Source organism: Serratia symbiotica (assembly GCF_000821185.2).
Taxonomy (GTDB): domain Bacteria; phylum Pseudomonadota; class Gammaproteobacteria; order Enterobacterales; family Enterobacteriaceae; genus Serratia; species Serratia symbiotica.
Map to the genome: position 1 here is coordinate 926,034 of NZ_CP050855.1, position 12,134 is coordinate 938,167.

At 51.5% G+C, this 12,134-nt stretch carries 11 protein-coding genes; 10 read left to right on the top strand and 1 reads right to left on the bottom strand.

Annotation, left to right across the window (positions count from 1 at the left end; genetic code table 11):
- Positions 1-188: 188 nt before the first annotated feature.
- A complete protein-coding gene (gene fdhD, locus SYMBAF_RS04870) occupies positions 189-1,019 on the bottom strand; it encodes a formate dehydrogenase accessory sulfurtransferase FdhD (RefSeq protein WP_040266382.1) in 831 nt (276 codons plus the stop codon).
- Positions 1,020-1,456: 437 nt separating this feature from the next.
- Between fdhD and umuD the strand changes: the two genes are divergently transcribed.
- The 10 genes from umuD to SYMBAF_RS04920 all read left to right on the top strand — a co-directional run bounded on the left by umuD (position 1,457) and on the right by SYMBAF_RS04920 (position 12,087).
- Positions 1,457-1,876: a translesion error-prone DNA polymerase V autoproteolytic subunit gene (gene umuD / locus SYMBAF_RS04875; protein ID WP_040266380.1), complete on the top strand. Its 420-nt coding sequence runs from the start codon at positions 1,457-1,459 to the stop codon at positions 1,874-1,876.
- 2 nt (positions 1,877-1,878) lie between these two features.
- Positions 1,879-3,132, top strand: a complete 1,254-nt coding sequence (gene umuC, locus SYMBAF_RS04880; RefSeq protein ID WP_040266377.1) for a translesion error-prone DNA polymerase V subunit UmuC — start codon at positions 1,879-1,881, stop codon at positions 3,130-3,132.
- Between the two features lie 1,007 nt (positions 3,133-4,139).
- Entirely contained in the window at positions 4,140-4,493 is a 354-nt protein-coding gene (gene flhD / locus SYMBAF_RS04885) for a flagellar transcriptional regulator FlhD (protein ID WP_040266376.1), read from the top strand.
- The gene (flhC, locus tag SYMBAF_RS04890; protein ID WP_173424352.1) at positions 4,493-5,077 is read left to right on the top strand and encodes a flagellar transcriptional regulator FlhC; all 585 of its coding nucleotides are present in this window, start codon (positions 4,493-4,495) and stop codon (positions 5,075-5,077) included. The genes flhD and flhC overlap by 1 nt, the downstream gene beginning before the upstream one ends.
- Before the next feature lie 144 nt (positions 5,078-5,221).
- The gene (gene motA / locus SYMBAF_RS04895; RefSeq protein WP_040266374.1) at positions 5,222-6,109 is read left to right on the top strand and encodes a flagellar motor stator protein MotA; all 888 of its coding nucleotides are present in this window, start codon (positions 5,222-5,224) and stop codon (positions 6,107-6,109) included.
- Positions 6,106-7,194: a flagellar motor protein MotB gene (motB, locus tag SYMBAF_RS04900; RefSeq protein WP_082027021.1), complete on the top strand. Its 1,089-nt coding sequence runs from the start codon at positions 6,106-6,108 to the stop codon at positions 7,192-7,194. Before motA ends, motB begins: the two co-directional genes overlap by 4 nt.
- Positions 7,195-7,341: 147 nt before the next feature.
- A complete protein-coding gene (gene flhB, locus SYMBAF_RS04905; RefSeq protein ID WP_040266372.1) occupies positions 7,342-8,493 on the top strand; it encodes a flagellar biosynthesis protein FlhB in 1,152 nt (383 codons plus the stop codon).
- Positions 8,486-10,567 (top strand): flagellar biosynthesis protein FlhA, encoded by a 2,082-nt coding sequence (gene flhA, locus SYMBAF_RS04910; protein WP_040266370.1) that lies wholly within the window; start codon positions 8,486-8,488, stop codon positions 10,565-10,567. Before flhB ends, flhA begins: the two co-directional genes overlap by 8 nt.
- Positions 10,564-10,968, top strand: a complete 405-nt coding sequence (locus SYMBAF_RS04915; RefSeq protein WP_040266368.1) for a flagellar protein FlhE — start codon at positions 10,564-10,566, stop codon at positions 10,966-10,968. The genes flhA and SYMBAF_RS04915 overlap by 4 nt, the downstream gene beginning before the upstream one ends.
- 924 nt (positions 10,969-11,892) lie before the next feature.
- Positions 11,893-12,087, top strand: a complete 195-nt coding sequence (locus SYMBAF_RS04920; RefSeq protein WP_040266367.1) for a hypothetical protein — start codon at positions 11,893-11,895, stop codon at positions 12,085-12,087.
- The last annotated feature ends 47 nt before the right edge of the window (positions 12,088-12,134 follow it).

Below are 12,134 nucleotides of genomic sequence, written 5' to 3' on the forward strand. Positions count from 1 at the left end.
TGATCACCACACTGGGCATGATAATATTTAATGATAGACGTAAGATAATCTTTGACAGCACGGAACTGTGCCAGAAAAACAGGCGGAAAAACCAGTTTTGATTTGGGCGAATAAGTGTGATGTAGATATTTTCTGCTGTTTTGCTTAGCGATGGGTTTATTGGAGATATTTTGCTGAGCTGTACTTAATTACTCCGCAATCAGCCGCTGCGGATGAGTGTAAACGATAGCTCGGCCCGGCTTGCTGAAGCCCACCAGCGTCAGATTGCTTTGCTCTGCTACCGCCACCGCCAGGCTGGTGGCGGCGGAGACAGTAAATAGGATCTCAATGCCGCACATGGCTGTTTTTTGTACCATTTCATAGCTGGCGCGGCTAGACACTAGTACAGCACCTTGCGGCCAGTTTTGCTGGCTGCGGTAGCCCAACAGCTTGTCGAGCGCCACGTGTCGGCCAATATCTTCGCAGCCACCGCTGAGCATGCCATCGGGTTGTAGCCAGGCCGCTGCATGGGTACAGCCAGTCAGTTGCCCCACCGTTTGAACGTTTTTCAACTGTGTCACACCCCGATCAAGCATTGCCAAAGCAAAGCGTTGGGTAAAGGGTAACAGGGGGATTGGCCGGGTAGTATCTTGTAGCTGCTCCACGCCACAGATGCCACAGCCGGTGCGGCCAGCCAGGCTGCGGCGCCTCGCTTTCAACTGCATCAAACGCCGGCTGGAGAGTTCCACATGCACCTCAATGCCATTGCAGACGGGCTGCTGCCAGATATCGTAAATGTCGTCGGGGAAGGCGATGATCCCTTCAGAGAGCGAGAAACCGATGGCGAATGCCGCCAGATCTTTCGGGGTGGCCATCATCACCACATGAGAAATGCCGTTATACACCAGCGCCACCGGTACCTCTTCGGCCAGCCAGTCCAACTGTGGTTGAGCCAGATCGTTGCGCTGCCATACCCGATGCTGTGATAGACATGGTTGTTCGGCATCGCCATGCTCATTGATGAGTAAATACTTATTCATAATTTTCTCGTCAGCGCCGCCGGATTAAATACTGATGCAAAGAGCTTCGGGGGGCAGGAATGGCGGCTATTATACATGAGTATTAATGGAATAGCGCATTAGGTAAATGAAAATGCCATTTCTAATTCGATAATAGGCAAGGTTCCTTTAACTTAAATCGCATCAGAACAAAACACGATTGCCAAGTATTGCCCCCTCATCCCTGAGGTTCAACCTGCGGCTCTGTGCAAGTGCTGTTCAAATCGGTTCCCGACCGATTTGTCGCTGCATTGCCGCCTTCCTGCAACTTGAATTATTTAGGGTATATGTGGGCATCGAGGAGAAGATAACTAAATCACCAGCACCATCAGCCGGATAGGACTTTTCTGTCTTTCAGGGCTTGATCGTGAGTGTAAAAACATAAATACTGTATATGCAAACAGTATTTGGAACACATCATGAATATTTACCAACCAGATGAAATATCAACCCTCCACAGGCTACCGTTGTTCGTCGAACGCGTTGCCTGCGGTTTTCCTTCGCCGGCGCAGGATTACGTCGAGAGCCGCCTGGATATAGGCGAACTGTTGGTACGCCATCCCAATGCTACCTACTTTGTGCGTGCCAGCGGCGACTCAATGATTGATGGCAATATCAAGAACGGGGATTTGCTGATCGTTGACAGCTCGCTCACGCCGGAGCACGGCAATATCGTTATCGCTGCTATCGACGGTGAATTCACCGTCAAGAAACTGCAATGCCACCCGGATACACGGTTGCTGCCGATGAACCCGGCCTATGCGTCGATCGTCCTTGGCGAGGAAGCGCGACTGGAGATCTTCGGCGTGGTCACCTTTATCGTATATGCTGCGGTGTAGCCATGTTTGCGTTAGTGGATGTAAATGCATTTTATGCTTCCTGCGAGACTATCTTTCGGCCAGATCTACAAGGGCGGCCAGTGGTTGTGCTTTCCAACAACGATGGCTGCGTGATCGCCCGCAGCGCCGAGGCCAAAGCGCTGGGGATAACAATGGGCGCACCTTACTTCAAGATTAAGGATGACCTGCGCCGACAGAACGTGGCGGTGTTCTCTTCCAACTATGCACTGTATGCCGATATGTCTCGTCGAGTGATGGACACGCTGGAGGAGATGGCACCCGCAGTGGAAATTTACTCGCTGGACGAGGCTTTTCTGCGGCTGGATGGTATTAACCACTGCATAGCACTGAAACAGTTTGGCAGCCAGATACGCGATAGGATCCAACGGGAACTGCATTTAACGGTCGGTGTGGGCATCGCGCCGAGCAAGACGTTGGCCAAATTGGCCAACTACGCTGCCAAAAAGTGGCGTGGTGCTCAGGGGGTGGTGGATCTGTCAGAACCGGCTCGCCAGCGCAAGCTGCTGGCATTGATACCGGTAGAAGAGGTATGGGGCATTGGCCGGCGGTTGGCACGGCAGCTACAGGCGATGGGCATTCACACCGCGTTGCAACTGGCGGACTGCGATACTCGGCTGGTACGCAAAACCTTCAGCGTGGTGCTGGAGCGCACGGTGCGCGAACTGCGCGGGGGATCTTGTCTGCCATTGGAGGCGGCAGCGGTCGCCAGGGAACAGATCATCTGTTCACGTTCGTTTGGCCAGCGGTTGACCTATTACCCGCATATGCGCGAGGCAATCTGTAGCTATGCAGAGTGCGCCGCCGAGAAGTTGCGCCAGGATGATCGCTATTGCCGCCATGTGTCGGTGTTTATAAAAACCAGCCCGCATGCGGCGAGTGAGAGTTACTACAGCAATATGGGGAGCGCCCGGCTGCGGATACCGAGCAACGATAGCCGAGACATCATCGCCACGGCGGTGCGGGTATTGGAAAGCATCTGGCAAGAGGGCCGATACTACCTGAAAGGAGGCGTGATGCTGGGGGATTTTAGCACTGGTGCCATGGCACAGCTTGACTTGTTCGATGGTGGTTCACCGTGGCGTAACAGCGGCCAACTGATGGACACGTTGGACAAGCTGAACCGGGAAGAGCGCGGGCGTATCTGGTTCGCCGGGCAGGGCATCGCCAAACCGTGGCAGATGAAACGCGAAATGTTGTCGCCAGCTTATACCACTCGGCTGGCAGATATTCCATAGGTGCGGCTGGATGGGGAAATTAAGGATTAATAGTTATCGCTGATCATTGGAAACGACGAGACGATGCAATCCCATTAGTCGTTTTTTGTGGTAATTTTTATGTTATTATTCAGTTTGTTATGGAAAGTATCGTGACTTTTTCCGCAGCGAATAATATGAAAAACCATTTTTTATCGCCATCACTGCCGATATCTTTCAGGTTGTTGTAGATTCAATCGCTTATAACGTTGCTCACTTCATCAGCGTTCTGAGCAGATATTTTGTTTTTGCTCATTAACTGTTGAGATAATACATAGCGTTACGCTGATTTCCTTGTTCATGATAGCACCGGGTCATCACTAAGCCGATATCCCATGGTGAAATGAAAACAGCCTGTCCCGGAGATTTGATCCAACGCTATATATTACCCAAATTATATTATCTAATTAATATTAAATTATACTAATAATTAGTAATCTATGTTTTTTTATGCTGTTTTTTCGTGAAATTAGTTTTTTTATTCTGAATTGTTGTTTTTTTGATGCTTGTTTCTGTATTAAAAATAGGCCATTTTGGGCTAAGTTATCTCTAACTTAAGATTTTTCTGTCATCGAAATTTTGAATAGAAAAACATCAAAAAACAATGAGTCATGGAAGTATGCGGATAAAATTTTTTATGGTTTTGCTCATGTTAAGTTGAAAACTTTTTTCTTAATTATATTGTGTGTGCTAGTAGATCAGGTTAGAATCATCCTATGTTGGGATTAATCCTATGCGAGTTTGATAAAATTAAAAAAAATGCTGTGCATACGTACACATACTACGCACGTTGGTTTACGCACGAATTCAATACTGAATAACAGTCGAATTTAACTTATGACTGTACTGTTCAAGAGATCCTGCGAACGTCGGTAACAAACCCAGAGGTCGGTAACAAACCCAGAGGTCGGTAACAAACCCAGAGCATGGGTGATAAAAATTATCACTCAGTGTATTGTTCTTAAACATAGTTTATCAGGGTGGGGAATATGGGTACGTCTGAATTACTTAAACATATTTATGACATAAATCTATCATATTTACTTCTAGCACAGCGGCTAATTAATGATGAAAAAGCCTCGGCGATGTTTCGCCTAGGGATTAACGGAGCCATGGCTGACGCGCTTGCACAGCTTACGCTACCACAAATGGTTAAACTGGCAGAGACCAACCAACTGATCTGCCACTTCCGCTTTAACGATCACCAGAGTATCGAACGCCTGACCAAAGAGTCACGCGTGGACGATCTACAGCAAATCCATACGGGTATTTTGTTATCAAGCCATTTACTGCAAGAACTATCGGCTGAAAAAGACGGTAGTGCGACGAAGAAAAGAGCCTGATGATGGTAGAGAAAAGTATTGTTCAGGAAGCCAAAGATATTCAGCTCGCCATGGAGCTAATATCGCTGGGGGCGCGTTTGCAGATGTTGGAAAGCGAGACGCAGCTTAGCCGTGGCCGTTTGATTAAGTTGTATAAAGAATTACGTGGTAGCCCGCCGCCTAAAGGGATGCTGCCATTCTCTACCGATTGGTTTATAACCTGGGAACAGAACATCCATTCTTCGATGTTCTACAACGCCTATCAATTTCTGGTAAAAAGCGGGCAGTGCAGCGGCGTGGAGGCGGTGATCAAAGCCTATCGCCTTTACTTGGAGCAGTGTCCTCAGCAGCCAGAAGAAGCGCCGTTGCTGGCGCTGACCCGCGCCTGGACATTGGTGCGCTTCGTCGATAGCGGTATGCTGCAACTGACCGCCTGCAACTGCTGCGGTGGGGCATTTATCACCCACGCCCATCAGCCGCTCAACGGTTTTATTTGCAGTTTATGCCAGCCCCCATCCCGCGCAGTAAAAAGGCGTAAACTTTCGCCGCAACTGGCCGATATTATCTCTCAACTGCTGGACGAGCAGGTTAAGCGCGCCATTTGAACCCGCAACATTGCCGGTTGACGGCAGTGAAAATAGACGTGTGATACGGAAGGGCGTGGTGATGCCGCCCTGGTAGCGCAGGTTAACCTTCCAAAAGGCGCGTTTACCCACCTTCCATCTACATTGTCAATTTGAGGAATGCGTGTGCTAGTTATTTTGGGTTATCTCGTGGTATTGGGTACGGTTTTTGGCGGATACATGATGGTGGGTGGCCATCTCGGTGCGCTGTATCAGCCGTCAGAGTTTCTGATTATTGGTGGGGCAGGTATTGGCGCTTTTATCGTCGGCAACAGCGGTAAGGCGATCAAAGCCACGTTGCGCGCATTACCCGGGCTGATGCGCGGTTCGAAATACAGCAAGGCTCTGTATATGGATCTGATGGCGTTGCTGTATCTCCTGCTGGCTAAATCACGCCAGAAAGGCATGTTGTCTCTTGAGTTTGATATTGATAACCCAAGGGAAAGTGAAATTTTCTCTAAGTATCCGCGCCTCCTTTCTGATAATGTCGCGGTGGAATTTATCACCGACTATTTAAGGCTGATGGTGAGTGGCAACATGAATGCGTTTGAGGTCGAAGCGCTGATGGATGAAGAAATCGAAACTTTCGAACATGAAAGTGAAGTACCCGCCGGCAGCTTGGGGATGATGGGTGACTCGCTTCCGGCGTTCGGCATTGTGGCAGCGGTGATGGGGGTGGTACACGCGCTGGCCTCGGCTGATCGCCCAGCCGCTGAATTGGGGGCACTGATCGCCAATGCAATGGTCGGTACTTTCCTGGGTATTCTGCTGGCCTACGGGTTTATTTCTCCGCTTGCAGCGGTGTTGAGGCAGAAGAGTGCGGAGACGGTCAAGATGATGCAGTGTATCAAAGTGACACTACTGTCCAACATGCACGGCTACGCGCCGCAGATTGCGGTCGAGTTTGGCCGCAAAATACTGTACACCACCGAGCGTCCTTCATTCCTTGAGTTGGAAGAGCATGTGCGCCAAGTGAAAGCACCAGCACAACAGGCGACGGAAGAAGGAACATGAAACAAGATCATCCGGTGATTGTGGTCAAAAAAAAACGCAAGGCGGGCCATGGTGGCCACCACGGCGGTTCCTGGAAGATTGCTTATGCCGATTTTATGACTGCTATGATGGCATTTTTCTTGGTGATGTGGCTCCTGTCGATCGCCAACCCGCAACAGTTGACGCAAATCGCCGAGTATTTCCGCACACCGCTAAAGGTGGCGTTAACCGGCGGTGATAAAAACAGCTCTGAAAGCAGCCCTATCCCAGGTGGTGGCGACGACCCTACCCAGCAGGAGGGGCTGGTGAAGAAACAGATTGAGTCACCAGAAAAACGCGCTGAAGAGCTAAAGCTGAATAAGCTGCGCGAGAAGCTGGACGAACTGATTGAATCGGACCCTCGCCTGAAGGCACTGCGCCCACATTTGCTGATCAACCTGATGGATGAAGGGCTGCGTATCCAGATCATCGATAGTCAGAATCGGCCGATGTTCAAAACCGGTAGTGCACAAGTGGTAGACTATATGCGCGATATACTGCGAGCGATTGCGCCGATCCTCAACGACCTGCCGAACAAAATTAGCCTGTCGGGTCATACCGATGATATTCCTTACGCTAACGGTGAGCGTGGCTACAGCAACTGGGAACTGTCTGCTGATCGTGCCAACGCTTCGCGGCGTGAACTGATCGCGGGCGGCCTCTCGGAGGGTAAGGTGCTGCGGGTCGTGGGCATGGCGTCTACCATGAGCCTGAAGCAGCGTGATGCCGATGATGCCATTAACCGTCGCATTACCGTGCTGGTATTGAATAAGGATACCCAGAAGGAGATTGAACGTGATAACGCAGAGAGCAACGCGACGGACATCACCCAGCCGGATAGCCTGAAGCAAGTGATACCGCCTACTACGCCAGCACCGGCGAACAGCAGCTCACCACCCAAGGAGAAGCCTGTGAGCCAGGATGCTGAGGATCAACAAAAAGCTGCTGCTGAGGCAAAAGCAGTGACCGATAAAGAGAAACCGCAAAACGATGACCAGCAGGGGGATGAGAAACGCACTGGTGTGATCGTCACTCAGACGCAGATACGCGAAAGCCACGTTTTTTGATACGTTCTGGGAGGGGGGATGCCAGCGGTTTTTTCCTCATTCGGTAAATAACCTACCTTTTTCCCCGTTGTTCTACCAATGGCATCGGCTTTTTTTTGGCATGCTGGGTGCAATTTTATTCTCTCCCAGCACAGGAACCGACCGTCCGTGGCTGAAGACAGCGATCTGGAAAAAAGCGAAGCTCCCACACCACACAGGGTGGAAAAAGCGCGTGAAGATGGCCAGATCCCTCGTTCACGCGAACTGACCTCCGTACTGATGCTCGTCGCTGGGCTGGCGATCATCTGGATGTCCGGCAACAATATGGCGCAACAACTGGCGATGATGCTGACTCAGGGCCTGAATTTCGACCACGGCATGGTCAGCAACGACAAACAGATGTTGCGCCAATTGGGTATGCTGCTGCGTCAGGCCGCCTGGGCGCTATTACCGATCATGGCAGGGTTGGTACTGGTGGCGATAGCTGCGCCGATGCTGCTCGGCGGTATCTTGTTCAGTGGTAAATCGATCAAGCTTGATTTAAAACGTATGAACCCTTTGGCTGGGCTGAAGCGTATCTTTTCCAGCCAGGTGTTGGCGGAACTGCTGAAAGGGATATTGAAAGCGACATTAGTGGGGTGGGTCACCAGCTTGTATTTGTGGCACAACTGGGCGGCGATGCTGCATTTGGTAACGCAGCGGCCGTTTGAGGCGCTAGGCAATGCGCTACAAATAATTATTTTCTGTGGTCTGCTGGTGGTACTGGGATTGACACCTATGGTGACGTTCGACGTGTTTTATCAACTGTGGAGTCATTTCAAGAAACTGAAGATGACCAAACAGGATATCCGCGACGAATTCAAAGAGCAGGAAGGTGACCCGCATATCAAGGGACGCCTGCGCCAACAGCAGCGGACGATCGCCCGGCGTCGCATGATGGCCGATGTGCCCAAGGCGGATGTCATCGTCACCAACCCAACGCACTATGCTGTCGCACTACAGTACAACGACAAAAAAATGAGTGCGCCGAAAGTACTGGCTAAAGGAGCCGGTGAAATTGCACTGCGCATTCGCCAACTGGGTGCAGAACATCGAATCCCCCTGTTTGAGGCCCCGCCATTGGCACGCGCGCTGTATCGACACAGCGAGATTGGGCAACATATCCCAGCCACCCTGTATGCCGCAGTTGCCGAGGTGCTGGCCTGGGTTTATCAATTGCGCCGCTGGCGGCAAGAAGGCGGTATAATACCGAAAAAACCTGAAAATCTACCGGTGCCAGAAGCACTGGATTTTGCTGGAGAGAACAACTCTGATGGCTAATTTGGCCTCCTTGCTTCGTTTGCCGGGTAATTTTAAAGATACGCAGTGGCAGGTACTGGCTGGCCCGATATTGATCTTGATGATCTTATCAATGATGGTGTTGCCACTGCCGGCGTTTATCCTCGATCTGCTGTTCACCTTCAATATCGCGTTGTCGATTATGGTGCTGCTGGTGGCGATGTTTACCCAGCGCACGCTGGAGTTCGCCGCCTTCCCAACCATCCTGCTGTTCTCGACCCTGTTGCGGCTATCACTGAATGTGGCGTCGACGCGCATCATACTGATGGAAGGGCATACTGGTTCGGCTGCAGCAGGCCGTGTGGTAGAGGCTTTCGGCCATTTCCTGGTCGGCGGCAATTTCGCCATCGGTATCGTGGTGTTTATCATTTTGGTATTGATCAACTTTATGGTGATCACTAAAGGTGCTGGACGTATCGCCGAAGTAGGTGCGCGCTTTGTACTGGACGGCATGCCGGGCAAACAGATGGCGATCGACGCTGATCTTAACGCTGGCCTAATCGGTGAAGACGAAGCGAAAAAGCGCCGTGCTGAGGTCACGCAGGAAGCCGATTTCTACGGATCAATGGACGGTGCCAGTAAGTTCGTACGGGGTGATGCGGTCGCCGGCCTGATGATCATGGTATTGAACGTGGTGGGAGGGCTGTTGGTCGGCGTGATCCAGCACGGTATGGCGATGGGTACGGCGGCGGAAAGTTATACGTTGTTGACCATTGGCGATGGGTTGGTGGCGCAAATCCCCGCGCTAGTGATCTCTACCGCAGCCGGTGTGATCGTCACCCGCGTGGCGACCGATCAGGACGTGGGGGAGCAGATGGTTGGCCAACTGTTCAATAACCCACGGGTCATGCTGCTCAGTGCCGGAGTGCTAGGGTTGTTGGGCCTGGTACCAGGTATGCCGAACCTGGTGTTCCTGCTGTTTACCGCTGCCTTGCTTGGGCTGGCCTGGTGGCTGCGTGGGCGTGAGCAACAGGCACCTAGAACGGTGGAAGCGCCAGTAGCGCAGGAAAATCCGCAGGCCTCCGAAGCTAGCTGGTCTGACGTACAAATGGAGGATCCGCTGGGCTTGGAAGTCGGTTACCGGTTGATCCCGATGGTCGATTTTCAACAGAACGGCGAGCTGCTTGGGCGTATCCGTGGCATCCGTAAAAAATTCGCCCAGGATATGGGCTACCTGCCGCCGGTGGTGCACATCCGCGACAACCTAGAACTACCGCCCGCCAGCTACCGCATCCTGATGAAAGGAGTGGAGATTGGCAGTGGAGAGGCGCATCCGGGTCGCTGGCTGGCGATTAACCCCGGCAACGCCGTGGGAGAGCTGGCAGGAGACAAGACCATCGATCCGGCTTTTGGGTTAGAGGCAGTATGGATCGACAGTGCATTGCGTGAACAAGCACAGATCCAGGGGTTTACCGTAGTGGAAGCCAGCACGGTGGTGGCTACGCATCTCAACCACCTGATTGGCCAGTTCGCCAGTGAGTTGTTTGGTCGGCAGGAAACCCAGCAGCTACTGGATCGTGTCTCTCAGGAGATGCCAAAACTGACCGAAGACTTCGTGCCGGGTGTGGTGTCACTGACCACACTACATAAAGTATTGCAAAACCTGCTGGCAGAACGGGTATCGATCCGTGATATGCGCACCATCATTGAAACGCTGGCAGAGCATGCGCCAACGCAAAGCGATCCTTATGAACTGACCGCAGTGGTACGGGTGGCGCTAGGACGTGCGATCACTCAACAGTGGTTCCCAGGCAACGGTGAGATCCAGGTCATTGGCCTGGACACCCAGTTGGAGCGTTTGCTATTGCAAGCGCTCCAGGGCGGCGGCGGACTGGAACCGGGGTTAGCGGATCGTTTGCTGGAGCAGGCGCGACAAGCGCTGCAACGGCAAGAAATGCTCGGCGCTCCGCCGGTGCTGTTGGTCAACCACGCGTTGCGTGCGTTGCTGGCACGCTTCCTGCGCCGCAGTGTGCCGCAGATTGTGGTGTTGTCGAATCTGGAAATTAACGACGATCGGCAACTTCGCATGACCGCGACCATTGGAGCCGCCGAATGAAACACTGCCTGTCGGCACTACTTTTACTGATGCCGCTGTTTGCTAAGGCAGTGTCTGGTTCTTGGGTAGCTGAAGGGCCGGGGGTGATGCTGGAGCAGGGCGGAATGCGTGATGAATCCGCTGAGTTAAGGGCACCGAATGCCTTACCCGATGCTAATGCGCGCATTACCCGCGTCAGTTGGCGCTACCGCCTGCTATCGGCCGAGCTGGCTGGCCTACAAGTGCAGTTATGCACCCTGAACCGCTGTATTCTGCTGGGGAGCGGCAGTGGCAGCAGCACCGGGTTGCAGGGTGAACCCGCCAATTCACCGTTTCGCTTTATCTACTACGTGCAGTCGCGTGGTGGGCTAAATCCGCCGTTACGGGTGATTGGCAATCAGGTGATTGTCAACTATGAGTAAAGTAAGCGCTGCATGTCCTGGTAATATTTGCCATCCCGCCACTGATACTGCCTGCAAGTTTTGCGCACCCTGAGTTCACTTGGTCAATAAGTGAGAAATCAATATGCAGATCTCAGGGGACTAGGCTGTGTTCGGCAATTGCACGTGAGCACCGCTGGGGCCATTTACAGATGCAGCAAGGTGCGGACGGGTTGGTGGGCCAAATAAGTGGCTCGTCATCTAGGGGGGCTAGCTCTTCGGGGCGTTCCCCAAAGCTTGTCGGGTTTGAATATAGGCACTACACCCTCCGCTTTGATTACGGGCTTTTGGCTCTGTGACGTCACCAGGGTCAATGATCGGACACAGCCTAACTTATCAACTGTCCCACCTCTCCCAAAACAGTCAAAGTACCCGTTGGCGCTTGCGAACGGCTCACCTCCTTCTTTCCTCGTGATCGTAACAACTTTTTTGAAGCTCAGTCAGTAAATAAGTATCGGGCCACCCCTGATAGTAACGTGCCAGTAAAAGTTAACCGTAGTGGTTTGTCTGGAGAAAAAATGATTGATATATCGGCTGACTATAGCGGAAGTTATGCCGTGACTGAGTCAGGGAGGTTATTTGTATGGGGCAGCAATTATGCTGATTTACTGGGTCTATACAAAAATTACAAATCTTGGGATAGCTAAAATGTATATGCTCCTATAGAAAATGACTATTTTCAGGAAAATAAAAGTGAATAAGATCATTGCTGGTTACTACAGTGCGCTGATACTGACTGAAGGCTCGAAGTCTATACCATCCTTAATGGCTAATTGATAGTTTAAAAGTGACTTCTCTTATTTCTTTTTTCCATAGATACATCTACCTTAGAGGCGTGCTACCTACAATTTTCAGCGTTTTAACCCGCTTAGGTTCAGCTATAAATGGTATTGGCGTGTCTTTAGTATGGTTATGTGTAGTGTTACGCCGCAGCAGGAAGCGGCCTCGAACCTGAATGAAGTGAAACTGGGTATGGGGATTGAACAGGCTCAGCTAGTGGGAAGCCTGAGTCATCAGGCCGCTGGCTCAGGTTACCTTAACTCTGAAGCCATACTGGGCAATAAAATACAGCTACTAACCGGTCTTTTAGCGGCCAACTAAAATTAATCACGCATTTTTTCTATATGCGCCTGGCGGCATTAAGTGCA